Genomic DNA, 22,855 nt, shown 5'->3' with positions numbered 1-22,855 from the left:
GTAAAGTACTCATTGCAAAGGCATTTCCACTAAAAATACCTAGTAGTGGGTATCATGAGAAAGTAACACAAATATTACATTCGCATTATAAATTATTCTTCTTATGAAAAAAACATACTACTTTTTTATCTGCCTTATCTATATATCTAATAGTATATATAGTCAGGTGACTACTCCACAAGCTACTATTAATGCGTATAAAATCGAATTGGAAAAAGAATTGTCTACATATAAAATCAAACCAGACTCCACTAAAGTTGTTCAAGACAAACTACTAACAAAAGACCTAAATGAGATTTTTAGCTCCTTACTTTTTTCAAATACAGATGCATTGACTAATGGTTCTGCTTTTGGGTTTACACGTAATAGTGATAATACAACCATTTCTTTAAATAATAATTTTAGAATTAGTAATGAAAACAGTGTCAAACAAACCTATTTGACAATTGGGGTGAATGCTAATGGGATGGGCAGTGTTTTTGGTTTATACTCAGATGATGCATGGAACAGTGCAGTTGGGCTAAATATTGGATTTAGACATAAATTAATTAGAGCTAAAAGATATATAGGTATCAATGAAGATCAACTAAAGCGTTATAAAAAATTAAGTAAACTTACTGCACAAGCTATTTTATTACATCCTGAAAAATTTGATAGTATATTCTTAAAACGTATTGGAGGGTTACAAACTTCACTAGAAAATAACTCAGAAATTGCTCAAATTAAACAAACTAAAAATTATGATGCTGTTGTAAAAGTATTTCCTGAAGTGAAAAAGCTGATTGAAAGTAAAGATTATGTTGGCACTTATACATTCTTAGAAAAAGAGAAGAAATCAATTAATGAATTTTTAAGTTTAAAGACAGATTCAAAAAAAATAAAAGACTTTGTTAAAAAACAATTACTTGCTTATGATAAAGCCAATAACAGTACATACGGGCATAATTATATGATGTGGTTAGGTATTGATATGAATGTAAGGAATAACACATACACATTTACAGATGAAAACATAACAGCTATTAATACAGTAGGTCTACCTGATGATAGAAGTCAAAACAAACTTAATTCTGTTTTTTCATTTAATGTTAATGCGAGTACAGAAGCAAAGGGATATTTAGGGTATTTTCAGCTAGGTTTTCGCTTTAATACGGGTTCTTTTCTTGACAATGATCTAATTGACGGCACTCCAAAAATAACAGAATCTGTAGATGGCATTTTTAATATACGTGATGAAGACAATGTGCTACTTGGAAATTTCAATACAGTAACTGACGATTTTCAAACGGGTGATTTCCATCTATACACTGCATTTTTATTTGGTGAAAACAAAAATATAGGATTTAATATTTCACTAGAACATCAGTTTTTATCTAAACGTCCTGAAAACACGACCTATAATTCTAATTTTACTGCTTTAATGGGTCCATTATTTAAAACAAAATCAGGTACTACTTTTGGTATTGACGCGGGTTGGGATAATGCTATTTACAACACAAAAGTAAATGACGACTTTTTAGCACGAATCAGAGTAGGGATTCCTTTTACTATTATTAGTAAAAAAGAAGAAAAATAGAGTAACACTCTAAATTAGAGTACTACTCTATTTTTGATTTAAGAATTGCTAGTCGGTCATTTCGATACAATTTCAGAGTTCTTTTTCAGAACTCTAAAATCACTCAATGTCCTGTGATACTAACTATACAAGAAACTCCACTTTATAAATCACTCAATGTCCTATGATACTGACAACACAAGAGACTTCACTTTATGAATCTACAAGTAAGGTGGCTGAGTGTTTTGCTGAAAGCAAAATGTACCGAAGCCCCGCATTTGAAGACAAATCAAAAGTGGCTGAGTGTTTTTAGCGAAAGCAAAAATGAAGTCGGGCATTTCGATACAGCCCGCTTTCAGCGTGCCACTCAATGTCCTATCATTGTTACAATCAAAGGTGGCTGAGTGTTTTGCTGAAAGCAAAATGTACCGAAGCCCCGCATTTGAAGACAAATCAAAGGACATTGAGTGGTTTTACGGTTGCTTTATAGCAACTGTAAAATTGTACCGAAATGCCGGGTCAGCAATGAAAACCTTACAACGCCTCCTGTATCACTGCTTCCACGACTTCAGGATTTAATAATGTACTGATATCACCTAGTTGGTCACTTTCGCCGTGAGCGATTTTACGGAGGATACGACGCATGATTTTTCCCGATCGTGTTTTTGGAAGTCCTATCGTAAATTGGATTTTATCAAGTTTGGCAATAGGACCTATTTTTTCGGTAATGACTTGGTTGATTTCTTTACGGAGGTTGTCGTGATTTCGAGTTTCGCCTGTTTCTTTTAGAATCACATAGCCATACAATGCATTTCCTTTAATATCGTGTGGGAAGCCTACAATAGCACTTTCGGCAACAGCAGGATGTTCATTAATGGCATCTTCTATGGGTGCAGTTCCCAGATTGTGTCCAGATACAATAATGACATCGTCTACACGTCCTGTGATTCGGTAATAACCGGTAGCATCTCTAAAAGCGCCATCGCCAGTGAAATACTTTTTCGCGAAAGCGGAAAAATACGTATCAATATAACGTTGATGATTCCCCCAAATAGTTCGCGCCATAGATGGCCATGGGAATTTGATACAAAGACGACCGTCGACCTGGTTGCCTTCTATCTCCTTCCCGTGTTCATCCATCAATGCGGGTTGAATACCTGGTAACGGTAAGGTAGCAAATGTAGGAATCGTAGGGGTTGCAAATGGAATCGGACTAATCATAATACCACCCGTTTCGGTTTGCCACCATGTATCTACAATGGGACTACGTTTCTTCCCAATATTGTCATTATACCAATGCCATGCCTCTTCATTAATAGGTTCGCCCACAGTACCTAAAACTTTCAGAGAAGAGAGGTCATATGTTTCTACAAATTCTAAATTTTCTTTGGCTAATGCTCGTATGGCAGTAGGTGCCGTATAGAATTGTGTGATTTTATGTTTCTGAACAATTTCCCAGAAGCGCCCCCAATCTGGATAGGAAGGAACACCTTCATACATCACTGTTGTGGCTCCATTTGCTAGTGGTCCATACACAATATAACTATGTCCTGTAATCCATCCAATATCGGCTGTACACCAATACACATCTTCTTCTTTATATTGGAATACATTTTTAAAAGTATAGGAACTATACACCATATATCCTGCGGTTGTATGTACCATTCCTTTAGGTGTTCCTGTAGATCCTGAGGTATATAAAATAAACAACGGATCTTCTGCATCCATCACCTCGATAGGGCAATCTGCAGATGCTTGTTCTACTAAAGGTTGTACCCAATAATCGCGCCCTTCCTTCATTTGTATTTCTGACTGAATACGTTTTACAACGAGTACATTTTCTATACTCGGCGTATCTTGTAAAGCTTCATCTACAATTCCTTTGAGATCTATGGTTTTGCTTCCGCGAAAAGAGCCATCGCTTGTAATCACCATACTACACTTGGCATCATTAATACGAGTAGAGAGTGCCGTCGCCGAAAAGCCTGCAAATACCACCGAATGAATTGCACCAATACGCGCACATGCTAATACTGAAATAGCCAACTCAGGGATCATCGGTAAATAAATACACACACGGTCTCCTTTTTTAATACCTTTCGCTTTAAGCACATTGGCAAATTTACATACCCGTGTATGGAGTTCTCTATACGTAATATGCGTTGCTGGATCTTTCGGGTTATTTGGTTCAAAAAGGATAGCGGTTTTATCTGCGCGTGTTTCTAAATGTCTGTCTAAACAATTTTCTGTAATATTGAGTTGCGCTCCTTCAAACCAACGAACTTCTGCGGTATCTGGATTCCAATTCAGAATTGTATCCCATGGTTTTTGCCATACAAAATTCTCACGTGCGATTTGCTGCCAGAATTCTTCTGGCGCATCTACAGAATGTCTATATACTTGAAAATAATGCTCGAGGTTTTGGATATGATATGGATTCATAAATCAATAGTACATTTAGAATCACTAAAATTACCACTTTAAACCTATCAAAACAATCTTCTTTTTTCAAGAATCTTCTTAGAAACAATTACACAAAAGCAAGAGATTTTTTATAGAATAGTACAGAAAAACAACATTTTAAACACGAAAACAGTAATATCTCACCTTTTTGCACATAATATTCATATATATACGTATCTATTTAAAGATAAATTAGTTATATTTCTGCTCCCAAACTAATTTGATGTTTAAGACCCCGAATATCTTACTTGTTTTTCTATGCATGTTATGTCTCTCAATAACAGCGCAAGAACTTCAACAATCTGAAAATCTTAAAGATATTCCGTATACATATACCAGTGCTCAAATAGATTCTATGATCACTATTTTGCGAAGTGATTTCTACAATGCTAATTACGATAAAGTCATAGAAAAAACTCCTGATCTTATTAGTAATGCACGTGATATTGAATACAAAGCTGGAGAAAGAGGTCTTATTTCAGTTCTAGGAAACGCTTTTATCCAACTAGGTGATATAGATAAAGCAGATGAACTTTTTACTAAAGCACTTACACGAGGAAAAAATGAAAAAGATACTGTTCTAACGGGTGTATCTTATATTAATCTAGGGAACACTTATTTTAAAGAAGATCCTAAAAAAGCTATTTCTTATTTTGAAAAATCACTTAAAATAGGACAGGAATCCAATGATGATCGTTTCAACTTTATCTCCTTAAACAATTTATCTGAACTGTATGTTGGCATTAATGATCCAGATAAAGCACAGTATTATGTCAACAAGACATTACCCATGGCTTCAGAATCGCCTATTCTAGAAGATCGTAAAGAAGAATATCTTGCTACTGTATATCATGTGCAAGGAGCTATTTTTTTACAAAAAAAACAATATGACCAAGCCATAGAATACATTCAAAGATCTATGGAAATTGGTAAAGATAAATACCAAGAAGAAACGCTGTTTAACAATTACAAAAATTTAATACAAGCGTACGATGAAACAGCGCAATATGAACAATTAAATGTTGTTAGAAAACAATATGATATCCTAAGAGATAAACGCTATGAAGCAGACAAAATCTTACAGCAACAAATTGCTCGTTCAAAATTCAATCTAGATCAATTTGAAAAGGATTTAAAAGCTTCTGAACTTGAAAAACTTCTCGCACAACAAAAAGCATCTAAGAGTAAATTACTTTCTAACTTCTCATTAACCTTAGGAGGAGTTTTATTGTTTTTTGTTGCACTCTTACTCTATGTACGGCGTAAACGCTTTAAATTACTCAAAGATTTAAAAGCAAAGAATCAACAATATTTAGAAGCTAAAGAAAAATCTGAAAAGCTTACACAAGCTAAAACACAACTTTTTTCTACCATCAGTCATGAGCTACGCACACCACTTTATGGAATTATAGGTTTATCTTCTATCTTACTTAAAGACCCGAAATTAAATAGTCATTTAGAGGATCTTACTTCGCTTAAATTTTCGGCAGATTATCTTCTTGCACTGGTAAATGATGTTTTAAATTTAAATAAGTTAGAGTCACAAACTGGACAAATTATTCAGAATAGCAATTTTAAATTAGAATCTCTTATACATAGCATTACACAATCATTTGAGTTTATTAATCAGCAAAACAACAATGCTGTTTACATAGATATAGATCCTACCATTCCTAAAACCTTAGTAGGAGATCAGGTTAAAATCTCTCAAATATTGATGAATTTGGTAAGTAATGCCAGTAAGTTTACACAAGATGGACGTATTGATATCATTGTAAAAAAACAACGTGTAAACGATCAAAATGTATCGCTTCTTTTTATGATTAAAGACACGGGCATAGGGATTCCAGAAGAACAACAGGAAAAAATATTTGAAGAGTTTATTCAAGGCACCAATCTAAGTGATTATGAAGGCACAGGACTTGGACTTCCCATAGTAAATAGAATCCTTACCATCTTAGGTAGTAAGCTTATGTTTGAAAGCACCTATGGTAAAGGAACTACATTCTCTTGTGTACTTTCCTTCTCTAAAAACACCCTTTCACAAGAGAATATGTCTCAAGAAAATGTGTGTGTCGAAAAACTACAGGACAAGAAAATTTTGATTGTAGATGATAATAAGATCAATCAACTTGTCACGCAAAAAGTACTTGAGCAACATGGTATGTTACATGGCATTGCAGATAACGGATTGGATGCTATAGAAAAAGTAAAAGAACAAACCTTTGATGCCATTCTTATGGATGTAAATATGCCGGTAATGAATGGTCTTGACTCCAGTAGAGAGATTCGTAACATAGGACTAAACACGCCTATTATTGCGCTCACTGCAGTAAATGCTATTAATCCAGAAAAAGACTTTGGTTCTTATGGTATAGATGATGCCATTGTAAAACCGTATCGAACAGAACGGTTACTAGAACTTCTGGTGAAGTACATCAATTAGTAAATTTCTTATATACGCTTTCAAGGAATTTATGATGTAGAAGTTTATACTGAGCTTGCCGAAGTGCGAAATCGAGCTTGCGAGGCCTTCCTGCCGGCAGGTTCACGACTAAAAGGAGAGTGAAACGATAAAGCAATCTAATGTGCACTTGCATCTCCAGCGCCACTTGGAATTCTAATAGTCTCTACAATTTCTTGCACTTCTTCTGGCGGATCTGGTGTAAAACGATTTACGATAAGTGCGACTATAAAATTAACCGCCATCGCAACACTTCCAAATCCTTCTGGAGAAATGCCAAACCACCACTCTTTTTGAAGTCCAACTACAGCACTTTTCCCTCCATCAAAAACACCAAATTTAAACTTCAGCATATAAAAAATCATGAGTGTAATACCTACAATCATTCCAGCAACAGCTCCTTCTTTATTCATTTTTTTATAGAAAATTCCTAACACAATAGCTGGAAAGAAAGATGCTGCTGCAAGTCCAAAAGCAAGGGCAACTACGGCGGCAACAAACCCTGGTGGATCAATTCCAAAATACCCAGCAATGACTACTGCTACAGTCGCAGCACCACGAGCAATCCAAAGTTCTTGCTTGTCTGTTAAATCTGGTTTAAATGTTTTCTTTACTAAGTCATGAGATACTGATGATGAGATTACAAGTAATAATCCTGCGGCTGTAGATAATGCAGCTGCCAGTCCTCCGGCGGCTACCAGTGCAATTACCCATGCTGGAAGGTTGGCAATTTCAGGATTTGCTAGTACCATGATATCACGATCTACAGTAAGTTCATTTGCAGGGTGTCCATTTTCTGCTTTCGCGAAAGCGGTATACTGCACCTTCCCATCGCCATTTTTATCTTCAAATGTAATGAGTCCTGTATCTTCCCATTTGGTAAACCATTCTGGCATTTCTGAATACGGTTGATCACTTACAGTGGTAATCATATTAGTACGTGCAAATACGGCTACTGCAGGCGCTGTGGTATATAAAATAGCAATCAATAATAATGCAATTCCTGCCGATTTACGTGCATCTTTCACACGCTTTACTGTAAAAAACCGAACAATCACATGAGGAAGTCCAGCGGTTCCTACCATAAGCGCCAATGTGATCATAAACACATCCATCTTTGATTTAGAACCATTGGTATATTGTGCAAATCCTAAGTCTTGCGAAAGTCCGTTGAGTTTATCCAAAAGATAGGTGCCGTCTTCTACGGTTCCACCCATACCTACTTGTGGGATTGGGTTACCCGTCATTTGAATAGAGATAAAAATAGCAGGTACCATAAAGGCAAAAATCAGCACACAATATTGTGCTACCTGCGTATAGGTAATTCCTTTCATACCGCCAAGTACTGCATAAAACAGCACGATTGCCATACCAATAATTACACCTGTATTAATATCTACTTCTAGGAATCTAGAAAATACCAATCCTACACCACGCATTTGCCCTGCCACGTAGGTAAATGAAACGAGTAATGCACACAGGACCGCAACGACTCTTGCGGTTTTTGAATAGTATCGATCTCCTATAAAATCAGGCACGGTAAACTTGCCAAATTTTCGGAGATATGGGGCTAGTAATAACGCTAACAACACATAACCTCCCGTCCACCCCATGAGGTATACAGAACCGTCATAGCCACCAAAAGAGATAATACCCGCCATTGAAATAAAGGAAGCTGCACTCATCCAGTCGGCAGCGGTGGCCATTCCATTTGCCCATGGGGAAACACCACCTCCTGCAACATAAAACTCTTTGGTAGATCCTGCGCGAGACCATATGGCAATACCTATATAAATAGCAAAAGTGACGCCTACAAGTATATATGTCCAGGTTTGTACGTTCATAAAAAGAAATTAGGTTAAAAAATAGTGTGTGTACGCTTTCGTGAAAGCCCTCTCTGCCCTTTGGGCATCTCTCCCAGAGGGAGAGAATATTCTTCTACAAAGAAGCATATCGGTCATTCATCATATCCATGTTTTTTGTCCAATCGATTCATTAACCAGACATAGACAAAAATGAGTATAACAAATACATAAATAGCTCCTTGTTGTGCAAACCAAAATCCTAAAGGAAATCCTCCTAAGCGAATCGTGTCTAGGGTATCTTTAAAGAGAATGCCCGCTCCGTAAGAAACGGCAAACCATATCAAGAGTAGCATAAGAAGGTATTTGAGATTTTTTTTCCAGTACGCCTTTGGCGTGTTAGGTGATGGTGTCATAAAGATACATAACGTATTAGGGTATGTAAATTAGTAAATTAACATGAGTTTGATGTAAATAGTTATCGTATTCTTAGTATGATTATGATTAAAATTCAAAACTAACTTGTTTATAAGTAGTGATTTTGTTCATTTTCTTTGCTTGTCCAAAGAAAACGAACCGAAAGAAGAAAATAGCTTATGTTAAATTAAATGGACAATTTTACAATATACACTTATATGCTTACTCGACGGGTTTTAGTTTTTCTAAGGATGTTGGGATTAGTTCAGAAACGGTTGGGTGTAATACGACCGAATCTTTAATAAGATCATAGGTTTTACCAGCATACATGACATTTAAAACACTGGTCACAATCTCATCTCCTCCAGTTCCTAACACACATGCGCCTATAATTTTTTGGGTATCGCCATCTACCAGTATACTCATAAAGCCATGGGTTTCTCCTTTTTCTTTGGCACGTGCAATTCTGGACATTTCGCGTCTTCCTTCCAGTACATTAATACCTTTTTCTTTGGCTTCTGTTTTGGTCATCCCACAGCGTCCTAACGGTGGATCTACAAAAAGACCATACGTCATAATACGATCGGAAACCTTTCTGCTTTTACTTCCAAAAATATAGTCTTCTACAATCTGAAAATCATTGTATGCTGTATGTGTAAATGCTCCCTTGCCATTACAATCGCCCATCGCAAAAACGCCTTCTACGTTGGTACGGCAATAATCATCTACTTCTATAAATCCTCTTGAACTAGTTTGTATAGTGGTGTTTTCTAGTTGTAAGGTATCTGTATTTGGCACTCTCCCGATAGCTAGTAGCAAATGTGATCCTTTTACAGTTGTCGTATCATTAATAGTTAATGTGACCTCATCATCTTGATAAGAAGGCGTTATTTTTTTGGCATTAAAAACAAAGTTGATTCCTTCTTCTTTTAAGAATGTATGTATGCTATCACTTACTTCTTGATCTTCTCTTTTAATGATACGATCGCCTCGTTCTATAATCGTTACTTCACTTCCAAAACGTTTAAAGATTTGTCCAAACTCTAATCCTATATAGCTTCCACCTACAATGACTAAGTGTTTTGGAAGCTCTATAAGCTCTAAAACAGATTGATTGGTAAGGTGTGGTATTTCTTTATATTCTGATGGCACAAAAGGTCTTCCTCCTACATTAATTGCTATCGTTGGCGCTGTAATTTCTTCTCCATTTATAGAAACTGTGGTGTCATTTATGAAATGGGCTTCGCCTTTGTAATACGTAATATTTTTATGGTTTTCTACACCGCTAGTAATGCCTTTTACAGATTTTGCAATAAGCGCATCCTTCCTTGCTTTAATCTTAGGCATATTGCTTTTAAAGCTTCCCAAAAAATCAACCCCTAAGGACTCACTTTGAGAGATGTCCCACATTCTTCTAGCACTTGCTACATAGGTTTTGGTAGGGGTACATCCTATATTTAAACAGGTTCCTCCTAGATGTTCTTTTTCTATAAAAGCTACTTTCTGGCCTTTGCTTGCCATTGAAAATACAAGCGGTGTTCCTGCTTGTCCTGATCCTATAATAATGCTATCAAATTGTTTCATCCGCTTTGTTATGAATGTTGTATGGTTTTAAAATTTCCTGGCAATGCTACTTCCAGTAACTCCAAGTCTTCAGTTATATTTTTAAATGCATATTTCATATCTGGTGGAATGACAAAAGCATCGCCTTCAGTGAGGGATTGTATCTCTTGATTTTCTGCTTCCAATATCATTGATCCTGATAGGATAAAGCTAAATAAAATATCTGTTGTATGGCTTATGGTTTGTGTTTCTTGAAGTGCCTGAATAGGTTGTATTATCTGTACAGAAGCGTCTCCTTGGGTGGCTTCTTTAATTCCGCTTTCGCGAAAGCGGAAACCTGCTACACGCCAATTATTCCAAGTAGCATCTTTTAACTGATGATGACAGAAACGTTGTCCTTGAAAAAGGCGTTCTGGGTTATACGTTTTTGTAGGAAGTTCTACATCATGATCTATCGTTGTCATATGTTCTGCAGGAACGCCTATTTCGATGACTTCTAGATTATCTGAAGACTCTAATACTCTATGACGTATTTCTGGAGGTTGTGTCACACAATCTCCCGCACGTAAAATAAATGGTGGGCCTTGATCTTCATAGACGAGTTTTACCCAACCGCTTTTACAAAATATGAGTTGAAAACCAATAGTATGATAATGCACCATATCTGGTACAGGACCTCCATTAGGGATTCTAATATGAGAAGCAATAATGCTACCTCCTAGTCGGTCGGGGATCAGGTCACGATAGAGCATTCCCGCACGACCAATCACCCAAGAATCCCCATCTGTAAGTTTACGTACTTCAAAATGATGTTTTGTACTTGGAGTTACTAGCGTTTGTGTTCTAGGCAGTATATGAATCACCGTACCATTAGGTGCTGTGAGTTCTGTTTTTCCTTGAGCAATGGTCTCTGGGTAGTCAGTGATTATATTGATAACTGCTGGTGAACTTGTTATTCTTTTATCTAATACCACATGCATTCCAAATCCAGAAATCATAGCTACCGCAGGATTATCTGCTGGGAAGATCTTATCTAATCGGAATCCCAATTGGATAAAGAAATCCATATCTGCTGTCAGGTTTTCTGATGGCAAACGTAATTGTGCATAGGATTGGTTTGGATGGTATGTGCTCATACGTTTTTCATTATTATAATCAATAGAAAACAGTAGGTTTTTTAATGTTTATATTATAGCAAGTTGTTATTCTTTATTAAACAAGTATATATCTCCCTTACCATCTTTACATTCTATAAAGAATTGTTCAGGTATTCCTTTACCAAAAGATATACGGGTGATTAAATCTTTATCACAATTAGCCTCTTTAGGTGGTGAAAATACAATTTGATTATTCTCGATTTTTGCAGGCAAATCATATTTCATAGTTACATAGTAATTACCTAAATATTTATTTTTCTCACTAAATACTAAAATCTTATTAGTTGCTCTTTTTGACAATCCCCAGAGTCTAGACGAAGTAACTATTTTGAAGTTCTCATTTTTGTTACATATCATTCCTAAATATTTCAAATGAGTTTCTATTCCATCTATTTTATTCCATTGCCCAAAAACATATATACTATCAATACTATTTTCACTCAAAACCTTTTGATATAATACATTATTATCTATTTGTCCATATATATTCAATCCAATAAACCAGATAAAAGACATGTATAATTTGAGACTCATTATTATTAATTGATCAGAAATTGCTGAATAATGTTATTAATATCTAAAACGATCTTTCTTTTTTACGGTATATCCTAAGATTACCTGAAACAAAATATTTCTCTCATCTCTCATTCTTACTGCTTATTTCTCCAAAGAAACATAATCTATACAAACATACGAGAAACAAAAAAATTCTAGGCTCACGAAACTTTGTCTAAATTTATTGTTTAATCCCTGAATTTTATAAACTCGCTACGCTCAAACAGTATGAAATTCTACGGGATCTTCACTTCAAATTTTACAACAAATTTTCGAATGCCATAGATTATAAGACCTACAAAAACTATTACTCTTTCTTTGACTTTCCCTACTCAATATTAGGTTGTGGGGTGAGTCTAAGATATGGTTTTACTTCTGTATGTCCTTTAGGGAATAGTTCTGGAATTTGCTCATTGGATACTGAAGGTACAATCACACAATCATCCCCTTGTTTCCAGTTGGCTGGTGTAGCTACTTTATGGTAGGCTGTCAATTGTAAAGAGTCTACGACACGTAATAATTCATCAAAATTTCTTCCTGTGGCTGCTGGATAAGTAAGAGTTAATTTCACTTTTTTATCTGGACCAATTAAGAATACAGAACGCACTGTTAATGTACTATCTGCATTAGGGTGAATCATGTCATAAAGGGTAGCTACTTTACGATCTTCATCTCCTATAATTGGAAAGTTTACGGTGGTGTTTTGAGTTTCATTAATATCTTTAATCCATCCATGGTGTGAGGCAACACCATCTACACTTAGTGCTGCTACTTTTACATTACGTTTATTGAACTCATCTGTATATTGTGCTACAGTTCCTAATTCTGTTGTACATACTGGGGTATAATCTGCTGGGTGTGAAAATAGAATTCCCCAGCTATCTCCTAGCCATTGATGGAAATTGATTTCTCCTTCGGTTGTAGGTGCTGTAAAGTCTGGTGCGATGTCTCCTAATTTAATTGCGCTCATTTTTTTAAGTTTTAGTTTCTTTTATAGCTAGAAACTTGGTCGCAAGAATCATTGAAAGTTATCAGAAATACGTAGATATATTTTTTAGTAAACTAGGATTAGTAACAGCCGTCTAACATTTTGATAGTCTGCTCAATATTAGACCATTTTTCATATGCCCGTTGATCGCCTCGATCTAATGAAAGATATTCATAACATCCTTTTAAGAGTGGTTCCATTAACGTTTTATATTTTGCTTTATAAATCACCGTTTCTTCTCCTGATTTTTTATTTAAAATAATCCATTCTTTATTATAAAGTCCTCCTTCGCTATTACGCACTTCATATCCAGCTAATGCAAGATTTAATGCGTTTATATTATTTTTTAAGGATTCGTTATCGCTCTTTTCTTGAAGTTCTTCTGCAGTAGTATATCCGCTTAGTTTTACAAGGCCATCACGTATTCCTATTAAATCTTCAGGTGGTGAATTTGCGATGATACTATCCATACGAGTTTCGTAACCATTCTTCTTGGCATCTTTTTTTGCAATTCCTTGTGCAGCTGCATTTGTCCCTATGACAATTGTTTCTTTTACTAATCCTGTTAAAAATTTATTGGTTGATGTAGGATAGGGGTTTCTAAATAGTTGAAACGTATCTCCGGAGAAATCTTCTTGGACAAACGTGTCTTTATACGCTACATATTTTTTGGTTTCTCCTTTTACCTCTTGAGAAAAAGAAGTTAATGTACTAGGCACATACTCGGTCATAGCGCCTTTGTCATCTTTAAAAATAATTTTATTACTATAAAATTTTTGATTGCTTACCGTTGAGATTTCCCCTTGTTGCATTCCTGTTTTTGTTTGAATACTACCAGGATAAAATTTATTTGCTTGTTTTTCTAGATTTTCTTGTATGACACTTTCTTCACTAACCGTATACCCATATCTTGCTACTTCTGAAATATCGCCTTTATACCTCTTATCTCCTTTTACTTGATAATTACTAAGAACACCATCTTTTCTTCTTAGTTTAAGTAGACCATCATAACGGGTTCCATTTTTTAAGATGACATAGCCATCTCTAGGTTGTGTGCTTGTAATCTTTTTATTCATAACCACTCCCATATCTCTCCATTCATACATACTCTCAGGGCTATCATTGATAGGTCCATTTGCTGAAGTACTTTGCCCGTTTGCATTTATTTTCCTAAGAAGTCCATACGATTTTAGTGCTGCAACAGGAAATTCTATTTTTTTTCCTTCTCCCTCAAAAATCACTTCTTCTACCGTATTCTCAGAACCTTTTAACACAATGACTCCTTCTAATCTTTTTCCAGATTTTAGTACTACGTATCCATCTTCGGCCACTGTTTTTCCTCTCTTCCAGGTATAGTCACTTAATGGGGTTGTACTCTCTTGTGCTAGTAATGGATTACTAAAAACAAAAAAGAATATGAATAAGGATAGTATCTGTTTCATGGGTATATATATTTATTGCAAAATATATAAAAAATAGAGAACCTTATTTATGGCTCATATTCGTGATTTAGATAAGATTAAAAGCACGTTTACACCTATTATGTGCATAATTTCATCCTTCCGCCTAATTCTATATTTTGAGAATCTAGTACCAATTGGCATCCCTAATTCATGATTTTCAGAGATCATACTATTAAAAATAGTAGTTTGCAATTATACGCTTTCGCGAAAGCGGAATTAAAAAAATTACAATCCGTAATCTAATGGAAGAGCATCTCCTAGACGTTGTTGTCCCATAAGTCCACTAAAGACCAAGGCATCTGGCGGATAGAAATTTCCAAAACCATCAATGGTATAATGGGTGTATTTAGGGCGTACGTTAGAACGTTTTTTCTTATCATACAAAATGGCAACAGGATCTGTGAGTTGTACTTTTTTAATACCTAAGGTATCACTTACTATAAAGTGTGTTTTAGGATATGCGGGGAATCCTTTTTTATAAATAGTAAAACCTTCTTCATCCCATTGTTCTGTTGCAACCGTTCTCATAAAATGTAGAGAGGAGCCTTCATATACTTCTTGCCTTCTTTTCTTATATCTTCTCACTTCTTTTTTCTCATCAATAAAGAAACTAGTGCCTGCATAATAGGATTGTTGTACATCAAATGAAGAAAGTGATGTTCTGAAATAGGAAATCTTGCAATCATATAAACGGAAACGTATTTCGTATCCTAGATATGGATTTTTGACTCTCAGTATTTCATTGGAACTTACAATAAGTTGATTTTTAGACGCATTATAACGTAATTTGAGTGCATCTTCATTAAGGATTTCACAAGATTGTCCTGCTTTAGTCTCTCCTAAGAATTGTCTGCGAAATGCTATCAGCATTTGCGCTCTGGTAAATAATGGTTTGGCGGTTACCACAACCTCATCAAGAGATTCTTCTTTAGGGAGTAAATAAATGGTGAGTGGTTTTTTTTCTGACGCATTGAGCACAACATCTGTATAGCCTAGGTAGGTAACTACCAATTGTGATGTGCTTGTTATTTCTGTATATAGTGTAAACTTCCCTTTTTCATTGGTAATACCTCCTATAGTAGTACCTTCAAAATAGACAGAAGCACCGAGTAAGGGTTCTTTGGTAACACCATCATATACCGTACCTCTTACTGATTGTGCATATAAGCTTCCATAAAAAAGAAAACAAAAGATGTAGTATAGTGTTTTCATAAAACAGTTTGATTTTTTACTGCTTAAGTTTGATAACTACAACTCCATTTTTTCCATCTTTACCATATGCTGTCGTTGCTGCTTTGCCTTTTATGATATTGACACTTTCTATGTTGTCTGGAGAAATGCCTAACAATCCTTTTTGAGCTTCTCCATTTACAAGTTTTTTCTCTCCTTTTTGATCAATGATCACATACATAGGGGTTTTTCCATCTTTTGATGATCCACCTCTCAGTACAATTCGGGGATCTTTACTAATAGGGGTTGTCAATTTAAAGGTAGAGATATCATCATCTTTTCTCAATTCTTTGAGTTTTGATTGTTGATTTGGGGTGAGTTCGTTTTTGATTTTAATGAGCATTTTAAGGCGCTGACTTTTTAGTTTTTGCTCCATTGCTGAAATCTTATCCATTGCCGCAAGTGCTGTTTTTTCATCTACTTTACTTTCGGAAATCAATTTATTGAGATCAACTTGCATGGCATCTAAATCCCATTTGGTTGAATTGAATAACGAAATATTGTCGTTATATATCTCTTTAATGGTACTGACTTGAGTTTCTGAAAGTTCTAATTCTGATCGGTATTTTAATACGGTTTCGGCAGCAAATAATTCGCTTTGAAATACGTCTTGTGCTGAGATGCTTCCATATCCTGCGATGCATAATACTAGTATAACTAATTGTTTCATTGTATATCGTTTAATCGTTAAAATCGTTTATTAATGAGGTTGTAGATGACTCCCAGGAGAACACAGGAAAATCTTCAGAAAGTAATACATCTGTAGTAAATTCTTGATTTTCTAAGGTAATGACTAGCTCTTCTCCTTCTCCTATTGTTTTAGGGGTTTTTGTCCACACTCCAAACCCTACAAGAAGAGAAGCTGCAATACCGATGGGTAATAGATATCTCAATTTTGAAGCTTTCTTTTCTGGAAATAACTCTTCAAAGTCAGGGATGGTATGTTTTGTATCTTTTTTGCGCATATCGTCAAAAAAGGACTTGATATTTTGATCTTCTGTATTCATACGTTCTCTTTTAATACTAAGGTTCTCATAGCTTCTTTTCCTCTTTCATAATGTGTTCGGATAGTTCCTATATGTAATTGTGTAATGGTTGCTATCTCAGCCAAAGTCATCTCATGGTAAAAAGCCAATAACAACACTTGATGTTGTCGCTCTGGTAATTGTTTTAAAAGCTTTTTATAATCAATCGTATGGATCTCAAAAGGTGTATCTTCTACTCCTATTTTTACTTTTTCTAAAGATTCATACGCTTTTTTCTTTTTTAAATAGTCTATTGCTGTAAATCGAATTACAGAAAACAGCCATGTTTTGAATGTTGCTTTTTCCTTATACACAGCTTTCTTCTCTACTATTTTTAAATAGGTGCGTTGTAGCACTTCTTTTCCTTCTTCTTGACTATAATGACAACAATGACTAGCCCAAAGAAAAGCATCTTTATGGTGTTCTTTTAACAACTTGGCTAGCTCATTTTTATTCATTGCTATCTATTAGTCTCTTGGATAGACTTCGTATATGACATGAAAAGTACTTTTTTTATAGAACTTATTATAAATAACCCGTTGTGCATTTTGAATAGATTTCTTGATTTTTTCCCCTCCCTGAAGGGTGAATCGAAGAAATCTTCATCACTTCCTTTAGGATTTGAGATATATAATGAAGATTAATAGGACAATTACTAGTTATTTTATCAAAATGCACAACGGGTTATAAATAGATTTAACTTAACATTTAAATTACTGTTTTTCAGATCATTACATTTAATTTAATATGATTTTAATTTTAAAACGTAATACGATGTTAGACAAATTTTTAAACTTAGAAGGGGTAACCCCATTGGATGAAGAACAACAAAGAGCAATAGTGGGAAGTCTCTGTCCTCCAGACTGTCAAGGTCCACCTCTGTACACACCTACTGGAAACTGTTGTTAAATTTCAGCTCGTTTTATGATGTAAAACTTACTGTATAAAAATTAAATAACCCCGCTAAAAAAGCGGGGTTATTAGTAGGGTGGTTATAAAGAATTTTGAATCCAATTGACTATTCAAAATAAAATTGTATTCAAAAAAGAACATACAAGATTGTATGCTCTTTTTTTAAAATATGAAACGTCATTTATTGTTTTACTAATCGTATGGTAGCTGTGTTCCCTATTTCACTAGCTATTTGCCCTATATAAATCCCTCTAGGCAACGTATTTATGTTTACTGTAAATGTATCTTGATTTTCTATAGACTTTGTCTGTACTACACGTCCTAAAAGATCATATATAGTCATTGAAACTGTTGCTTTATTTTCTCCTAAATTGATAGTAAGAATATCCTGTACTGGATTTGGGAAAGCAGTAATTTCTGTTGTAAATGTGTTGTCTTCTAGACTTAAAATATTTGTATTGATATATGTACGAACTCCTCCTACAGCATCATTATTATCATTTGGATCATAGAATGGCCCTCCAGCAATAATCACAGCGCCATCTGAACTCATAGCGATATCAGTTCCTAAAGCTTCAAAAATAATTTCTCCAAAGAATTGGTTATTCAAGATCCAATCTCCATTTTGAAATGAATATACTTTTATAGATCCTTCTTCGTCAATAGAATTATTTGGTCCTATAAGGGGCGCTCCAAAAGCAATCGTATTACCATCATCTGTAATACTCACAGACTCTCCCTAGCCTTGAAATCCTAGTTCAGACTCTACTCTATTTCCTTTAAGTACAAAAACATCTCCTTCTCTTTGGTACACTTCTACATATGAAGGTTCTCCAATATCTAAGTTTGCACTAGCTCCAACAATGAGTGTATTTCCATCAGGAGTAATCTCTAGATCGCTTCCTAAAAATGTTTGTAGACTGCCAATAACTCGATTTCCTAATTGCACCCATGTATCTGTTGTGTCTTCATACTCATAAATATCCATACCTCCTTCGACAGCATTATCAGTACCTCTTTGAATCCCTACAATTAATGTAGAACCATCTTCATCTAAACTAACTGATTCTCCAAAACGTAAATCATTTGTAGTGTCTCCTCCTAGTACTTGACCAAACTGTACCCAATCATTTCCATCATATCTAAATGTATACACTAATCCTTCATCAGCACCATTCGGGATTAAAAAAGGTCTTCCGACTGCTACAGTTGTTCCGTCTGGACTGATACTTACGCCTCCTCCAAAATAAGAACCGGATCCAGGATTTACAATATCAGTTCCTAGTTGCGTATATGAATTATCATCCTGTCTCTCATATACAGATACGACGCCTCTATTTTGAACCACGTTAAACGAAAGTTCTGGATTTCCAATAACAAGTCTACTTCCATCATTACTAAGTTCTATTTCTTCTCCAAATCTTTGTTCAAGTTCTCCATCAGGAACCACAGGAGAATCGATACGATCAATCTCCACCCAGTTTACACCATTACGCTCATAAATTATAACAGGGGCAGGTAGGTCTGCATTTGCCGAACTTCCTCTCGAAAATTGTCCAGCTGCCATATAATTTCCATTACCACTAATAGTAACTGATTCCCCAAAAAAGGCTAAAGGAGATTCTCCTGAAATAGTATCACCTACTTCTGTCCATTGAGCAGAAGTTACATACATCATCAATAAGCTTATTGCTAAAAATAGTTTTGTTTTCATAGTAGTTTTTTAAATATCAATACCCTATTGACGGTTGACTTATTAAAAATTAACATTTTTTTAAAATATTTTTTCAAACCCATAATCACCTGATATAAGGCAATTATATACCTGATTACACTACATGAAAAATAATAGTATATTTGTTCCAACAAAAAAGGCGAAGATTAACTCTCCGCCTTATTGTTGAATTACTATCTATTAGTTCTAGTAGTAATTCGGATCGTACGAGTGATTGTCACTCTTCTGCGTCTGACTGTTGTCATGATTTGCTAAATTTAATTAAACAATTGTCGGAAGTGGACTTTCCAAATCCCAAGAGAGCCTTGAAAATTTAAAGACTCTCGATTTTAATGGTGTTAATTAGGGGTTGACCTGTAATGAGGTTTAACCTTCTTACCATTCCTTTTGTGTGGGGCAACGTATACTTTTTTCTTGCCCTTATTGGTCTTTGCCATAACAATGGAATTTTAAATTAATACTATTATCTTAACATCAAGCCGTAAGAAACTCGGCATACAATACAAGGACACTTGGCAGAGTGTCCTTTTTGTATTATAAATCTATTAGGTCTAATTGATTAGAATTAGGTAGTTCATACATGTGTTCTGGTTTGACATCCCCATTTTCATCAAGCCACTTTGGGCTTCCCCAATAAGAATTTGACTTTTTTGTACCGTGTTGATACTTTACAATCTTGCCTTTTTCTTTAAGTAATTTAGTTCTTCTTGAAAGCTGTGTAACTAGATTATTTACATCTTCATTTGTGAATTTACATATATACTCCGCCATCTCTCTTATTTTCATAAAACGACTATTCTCTTTTAAAGCAAATAAAATCTTTTGAGGAGAAGAGTATTTCTTTATATCGCTTACCTCTATAAATTCGTCAGGAGCAGGTTCTACAAGTTTAGAAACAACATCTTTTACATCTTGGTTTGTGTGCGCAGGATTTAACTTTGCTATTTCAGTCTGAACCTCTGCTAACCTCTTTAATAATTGCTGTTCTTCTTTAAGAAGTAATTCAATAATTATACTCATAACATACGTATTTACTTGTCTAAGACAATGGTTATCATTATATTTGTTGTAACAAAAAAGTGGAGCTGATGGGTATCGAACCCATTGACCGACAGGTAGGAATCCGCAGTCATCACCAGACAGCCCCTTAATTTTTGTTTCGCATTTTAAAATAACGTAAAACCGTCTTGTTTGATCGCTGGGCGGTTTTTTTTATTTTAAAACTTAACACAAAGGTAAGTAAAATATTCATACCTCCAAATTAGAGTATAAAAGAAGGGGGGAAGAGGGGTTTAATAATTTTAAAGATGTTAATAACTCGCTTATATACTATATTTACTATACTTAACAAAGTTTAATCACAATTATTCAACGTTCAAAATCACGTATAGCGACAATAGTTATGTTAATAACTAATTTTTGAGTTTATACAAAAGAACAATCAATAACCCTTCTTTACTACATTATTTAATACTCTATTTTATTAAATATCAAGAAATTAGCACTTATTTACACAAGTATTTTTTGTTTTAGTGTAAATAAGTACTATATTTACATTGATGATAAGCTAAGTACTATGTTTAACGAAGAAGTAAAATCAATACTACAACTACTACAAGCCTTTCCAGACGAGCAAAGTTGTATAGATCATTTAGAGCAATTAAGATGGAGTGGTAATGTTGTGAGCCCTTTTGATCCTTCTTCTAAGGTTTACAACTGTAAAGGCAACAGATATAAGTGTAAGAATACAGGGAAGTATTTTAATGTAAAAACCAATACTATTTTTGATAATACTAAAATGCCTTTACAAAAATGGTTTCTTGCTATATGGTTGGTTACTTCTCATAAAAAAGGTATTTCTTCTTTACAGTTAGGTCGTGACCTAGATATTACGCAAAAAAGTGCTTGGTTCATGTTGCAACGTATTAGAAACTGTTTTGGTCTTAATAATGACGACCAAATGGACGGCGAAATTGAAGCGGACGAAACGTATGTAGGAGGTAAGAATAAAAACCGTCATGCAGATAAGAAAGTGAAAGGAACTACAGATGATAAAACCCCTGTTTTGGGAATGGTGCAAAGAGACGGTAAACTTAAAGCTGTAAAGATTCCAGATACTACTACTGAAACACTATCTACTGAAATTGTAAACGCCGTAAAAGAAGGTGCTACACTTTATACTGACGAATATTCATCTTACAAAGCATTACAGCGTATTTACGATCATCAATTTGTTAAGCATAGTAGAAAGCAATATGTAAACGGCAGAATCCACACAAACACAATAGAGGGCTTTTGGTCTTTATTAAAACGTGGTATCTTTGGTATCTATCACTTTACATCTAAAAAGCATTTACAGATGTACGTAGATGAATTTGTATTTAGATATAACACACGTAAAGGAACTGAAAACGAAAGATTTAACTTACTTTTGAGTAATACAGAGAATAGAATAACTTATAAAGAATTGATTAATGGGTAAGAAAGACAAACTTCAAAAGAAGGGGAAAGAAGATAATAAAATAGCATTATTTGAAGGAGAAGAGATAAGAAGAGTGATGTTTGATGGAGATTGGTTTTACTCGATTGAAGATGTGGTTGCGGTTGTTTCTGGTTCATCGAATCCTAAGAATTACGTTAAAGATTTGAGGCGCAGGGATGAAGAGCTTTCTAAAGGGTGGGGGCAAATTGCCACCCCCCTTCCAATAATGACTAAAGGAGGAAGGCAAAATATCAACTGCGCTAATACCGAATCAGTATTAAGAATAATACAGTCTATTCCTTCAAAAAATGCAGAACCTTTTAAAAGATGGTTAGCTAGGGTTGGTAAAGAAAGATTAGATGAAATAGAGCAACCAGAAAAAGCTATAGAAAGAGCAAAAGGCTATTATATGGCAAAAGGTTATTCTCAACAATGGATAGAGACCAGATCTGCTAGTGTAGATACAAGGCACAAATTTACTGACACACTAAAAGAACACGGGATAAATGAAGGTTACGAATATGCGGTACTAACAAATGAGCTATACAATTCTTCCTTTGGATTTTCATCTAGCGAGTATAAAGAACATAAAGGAATAAGCAAAGGAGAGAGCCTAAGAGATCACATGACGCCTTTAGAGCTTGCTTCTGTTATATTTAGTGAAGCAACTTCGACCGAGTTAATAAACGAAACTGATGCAGAAGGATTTATTGAAACTAAAAAAGCAATACATATTGCAGGAAACATTACAAAAGAAGCAATTGAAAAGTTAGAAAGGGAAACAGGGAAAAAGGTTGTTACTCACGAAAACGCTAAGGCTTTAGATTCTATTGAGGTAAGAAATGAGTTAATAAGGAAATCGCTTCCTGCTTGGAATGAAATAGAAGAGGATGAAGAGCCATTAAGCGATTTTAATAAAAATCTTAAAAAAGGGCTAGGCTTCAATCCTAAAGAAGATGTACCTAAAGAAAAGCGCACATCTGCTTATAGCTTAAAAGCTTTAAGAGATCGTAAGAAAGATAATGAAGGCAACTAATACAACAC

General features: G+C 34.8%; 20 protein-coding genes. 5 read left to right on the top strand and 15 right to left on the bottom strand.

Features of this window, described 5'->3' with window-relative positions:
• Window positions 1–103 precede the first annotated feature (103 nt).
• Window positions 104–1,576 carry a hypothetical protein gene (locus Q1A01_RS02965; RefSeq protein ID WP_299675760.1) on the top strand — a complete coding sequence of 491 codons (1,473 nt, stop codon included), beginning with the start codon at window positions 104–106 and terminating at the stop codon, window positions 1,574–1,576.
• A 513-nt stretch (window positions 1,577–2,089) separates the two neighbouring features.
• Here the strand turns inward: Q1A01_RS02965 and acs are convergent.
• Window positions 2,090–3,997, bottom strand: coding sequence for an acetate--CoA ligase (gene acs, locus Q1A01_RS02960; protein WP_299675757.1), 1,908 nt, complete (start codon window positions 3,995–3,997; stop codon window positions 2,090–2,092).
• Between the two features lie 244 nt (window positions 3,998–4,241).
• Here acs and Q1A01_RS02955 point away from each other — a divergent pair, with 244 nt between their 5' ends.
• On the top strand, window positions 4,242–6,464 hold the full coding sequence (locus Q1A01_RS02955) for a response regulator (protein WP_299675754.1): 2,223 nt from the start codon (window positions 4,242–4,244) through the stop codon (window positions 6,462–6,464).
• 137 nt (window positions 6,465–6,601) lie between these two features.
• Here Q1A01_RS02955 and Q1A01_RS02950 read toward each other — a convergent pair whose 3' ends face one another.
• The 11 genes from Q1A01_RS02950 to Q1A01_RS02900 all read right to left on the bottom strand — a co-directional run bounded on the left by Q1A01_RS02950 (window position 6,602) and on the right by Q1A01_RS02900 (window position 17,140).
• The gene (locus tag Q1A01_RS02950) at window positions 6,602–8,326 is read right to left on the bottom strand and encodes a sodium:solute symporter family protein (protein WP_299675752.1); all 1,725 of its coding nucleotides are present in this window, start codon (window positions 8,324–8,326) and stop codon (window positions 6,602–6,604) included.
• A gap of 113 nt (window positions 8,327–8,439) precedes the next feature.
• Window positions 8,440–8,700, bottom strand: a complete 261-nt coding sequence (locus Q1A01_RS02945; protein ID WP_299675749.1) for a DUF4212 domain-containing protein — start codon at window positions 8,698–8,700, stop codon at window positions 8,440–8,442.
• Between the two features lie 223 nt (window positions 8,701–8,923).
• Window positions 8,924–10,285, bottom strand: a complete 1,362-nt coding sequence (locus Q1A01_RS02940; protein ID WP_299675746.1) for a mercuric reductase — start codon at window positions 10,283–10,285, stop codon at window positions 8,924–8,926.
• Window positions 10,286–10,293: 8 nt separating this feature from the next.
• The gene (locus tag Q1A01_RS02935; protein WP_299675743.1) at window positions 10,294–11,400 is read right to left on the bottom strand and encodes a cupin domain-containing protein; all 1,107 of its coding nucleotides are present in this window, start codon (window positions 11,398–11,400) and stop codon (window positions 10,294–10,296) included.
• Between the two features lie 66 nt (window positions 11,401–11,466).
• The gene (locus Q1A01_RS02930; protein WP_299675740.1) at window positions 11,467–11,955 is read right to left on the bottom strand and encodes a hypothetical protein; all 489 of its coding nucleotides are present in this window, start codon (window positions 11,953–11,955) and stop codon (window positions 11,467–11,469) included.
• A gap of 349 nt (window positions 11,956–12,304) precedes the next feature.
• Window positions 12,305–12,946, bottom strand: a complete 642-nt coding sequence (locus Q1A01_RS02925) for a peroxiredoxin (protein WP_299675737.1) — start codon at window positions 12,944–12,946, stop codon at window positions 12,305–12,307.
• 98 nt (window positions 12,947–13,044) lie between these two features.
• Window positions 13,045–14,406, bottom strand: coding sequence for a hypothetical protein (locus tag Q1A01_RS02920; protein WP_299675734.1), 1,362 nt, complete (start codon window positions 14,404–14,406; stop codon window positions 13,045–13,047).
• Between the two features lie 246 nt (window positions 14,407–14,652).
• A complete protein-coding gene (locus tag Q1A01_RS02915) occupies window positions 14,653–15,639 on the bottom strand; it encodes a carboxypeptidase-like regulatory domain-containing protein (RefSeq protein WP_299675731.1) in 987 nt (328 codons plus the stop codon).
• A gap of 16 nt (window positions 15,640–15,655) precedes the next feature.
• Window positions 15,656–16,327, bottom strand: coding sequence for a TonB-dependent receptor plug domain-containing protein (locus Q1A01_RS02910; RefSeq protein ID WP_299675728.1), 672 nt, complete (start codon window positions 16,325–16,327; stop codon window positions 15,656–15,658).
• Window positions 16,328–16,337: 10 nt separating this feature from the next.
• Complete coding sequence (locus Q1A01_RS02905) at window positions 16,338–16,664, bottom strand: hypothetical protein (RefSeq protein ID WP_299675725.1); 327 nt, start codon at window positions 16,662–16,664, stop codon at window positions 16,338–16,340.
• Window positions 16,661–17,140: a sigma-70 family RNA polymerase sigma factor gene (locus Q1A01_RS02900; protein WP_299675723.1), complete on the bottom strand. Its 480-nt coding sequence runs from the start codon at window positions 17,138–17,140 to the stop codon at window positions 16,661–16,663. The genes Q1A01_RS02905 and Q1A01_RS02900 overlap by 4 nt, the downstream gene beginning before the upstream one ends.
• A 316-nt stretch (window positions 17,141–17,456) precedes the next feature.
• Here Q1A01_RS02900 and Q1A01_RS02895 point away from each other — a divergent pair, with 316 nt between their 5' ends.
• Window positions 17,457–17,591, top strand: coding sequence for a hypothetical protein (locus Q1A01_RS02895; RefSeq protein WP_299675720.1), 135 nt, complete (start codon window positions 17,457–17,459; stop codon window positions 17,589–17,591).
• 184 nt (window positions 17,592–17,775) lie between these two features.
• Here the strand turns inward: Q1A01_RS02895 and Q1A01_RS02890 are convergent, their stop codons facing one another.
• From Q1A01_RS02890 to Q1A01_RS02880, 3 genes are all read right to left on the bottom strand, one after another.
• Window positions 17,776–18,324, bottom strand: a complete 549-nt coding sequence (locus Q1A01_RS02890) for a T9SS type A sorting domain-containing protein (protein ID WP_299675717.1) — start codon at window positions 18,322–18,324, stop codon at window positions 17,776–17,778.
• Window positions 18,325–18,333: 9 nt separating this feature from the next.
• Entirely contained in the window at window positions 18,334–19,308 is a 975-nt protein-coding gene (locus Q1A01_RS02885) for a hypothetical protein (protein WP_299675714.1), read from the bottom strand.
• A gap of 555 nt (window positions 19,309–19,863) precedes the next feature.
• Window positions 19,864–20,349, bottom strand: a complete 486-nt coding sequence (locus tag Q1A01_RS02880; RefSeq protein WP_299675711.1) for a hypothetical protein — start codon at window positions 20,347–20,349, stop codon at window positions 19,864–19,866.
• Between the two features lie 556 nt (window positions 20,350–20,905).
• Here Q1A01_RS02880 and Q1A01_RS02875 point away from each other — a divergent pair.
• Window positions 20,906–21,811 carry an IS1595 family transposase gene (locus Q1A01_RS02875; protein ID WP_299675708.1) on the top strand — a complete coding sequence of 302 codons (906 nt, stop codon included), beginning with the start codon at window positions 20,906–20,908 and terminating at the stop codon, window positions 21,809–21,811.
• The gene (locus Q1A01_RS02870) at window positions 21,804–22,847 is read left to right on the top strand and encodes a Bro-N domain-containing protein (RefSeq protein ID WP_299675706.1); all 1,044 of its coding nucleotides are present in this window, start codon (window positions 21,804–21,806) and stop codon (window positions 22,845–22,847) included. Before Q1A01_RS02875 ends, Q1A01_RS02870 begins: the two co-directional genes overlap by 8 nt.
• Window positions 22,848–22,855 lie beyond the last annotated feature (8 nt).

Source organism: uncultured Dokdonia sp. (assembly GCF_947492815.1).
Taxonomy (GTDB): domain Bacteria; phylum Bacteroidota; class Bacteroidia; order Flavobacteriales; family Flavobacteriaceae; genus Dokdonia.
The sequence above is the reverse complement of the archived record's forward strand: the minus strand, read 5'-3'. Positions and strand labels throughout refer to the sequence as shown.